The 982-nt window shown below is 73.8% G+C and carries 1 protein-coding gene and 1 pseudogene; both read right to left on the bottom strand.

The features are described from left to right. Positions 1–204 precede the first annotated feature (204 nt). Positions 205–522: a hypothetical protein gene (locus ACLQ24_RS29830; RefSeq protein ID WP_425895070.1), complete on the bottom strand. Its 318-nt coding sequence runs from the start codon at positions 520–522 to the stop codon at positions 205–207. After that, positions 519–982 (bottom strand): annotated as a pseudogene (locus tag ACLQ24_RS29825) (hypothetical protein); the annotation flags it as partial. The pseudogene ACLQ24_RS29825 and the gene ACLQ24_RS29830, both read right to left, overlap by 4 nt.

Raw genomic sequence — 982 nt, 5'->3', positions numbered from 1 at the left:
GAGTGCGCGGGTGGCCGGGCATCGGCCAGGTCGTGCCAGTGCGAAAAAGCGCGTCAGCGGCGGTGGGCCGTGGACGCTCTGATCAGCCCGCCGTGGTGCGGCGGGCGGATGGGGTTCGGAAGATCCGGCGCCGGGCTGGGTCCGCTGGTGCGTGAGGTGCGACCGGGCGGGCAGGGCGGCGCGGGAGGGCGTGGCCTTGGCGGGTTACCGGCCGGGCGTGGTGGACGGCGGCGGCATGGGAAGGATCCGCCGCGCCCGCTGCAGCACCTCGTCGGCGACCGGGATCAGCGGCGCCGCGTCAGGTGAGGTGGTCGGGGTGGTGCGGTGCCAGCCGTGACCGGGGCTGCTGGCGATGATCGTCCAGGTGACCAGAGGGGTGAGGACCTCGGCGACCGCCGTGCTCTGCTTGGCGTAGCTGTCGCGGTAGACCCGGACCCGCAGGACGTACCCGTCGGTGTGGTGCACCCGGGTCAGCTCGTAGCTGCCGGGGCCGCCCTGGTGGAACACCTCGTCGACGATCACTGCGACCGGTCCTTCGGGTCGGCGGCGCGGGAGGTCGCCTCGGAGGCGACGAGGGTCCATGGCCACTGGTAGGCGCCGATGGCGTAGCAGCGGTTGGCGTCCGGGGTGACCCGGTCGTCCTCGACCCAGCGACTGTCCAGGCCGTCGTCGTTCTCCCACTCGACGGCGACCTCGTCGCCGTCGAACCGCAGCCGGGGGTGCTCCCCGGGCATGTCACCGGGGTAGAGGGCGTCGAGGTGGGCGGCCATGCGCTGCACCGCGAACCGGGGGAAGCGGCACAGCAGCCCGGTGCGGGTGAGGGTGGTGTAGCCGGTGGCGACCATGGCGCGGTAGGCGCCGCCGCCGATCACGTCGCAGGTGACGGTCGCCGGGGTCCAGGTGGACAGCGGTGGGGTGATGTCGCCGCGGTGGCGGGAGATGCGGTAGCGGTCGCCGGTGGCCTCGCTCTCCGGGTCGGGGT

The sequence above is a fragment of the Micromonospora sp. DT4 genome, assembly GCF_049841675.1.
GTDB lineage: Bacteria > Actinomycetota > Actinomycetes > Mycobacteriales > Micromonosporaceae > Micromonospora.
The sequence above is the reverse complement of the archived record's forward strand: the minus strand, read 5'-3'. Positions and strand labels throughout refer to the sequence as shown.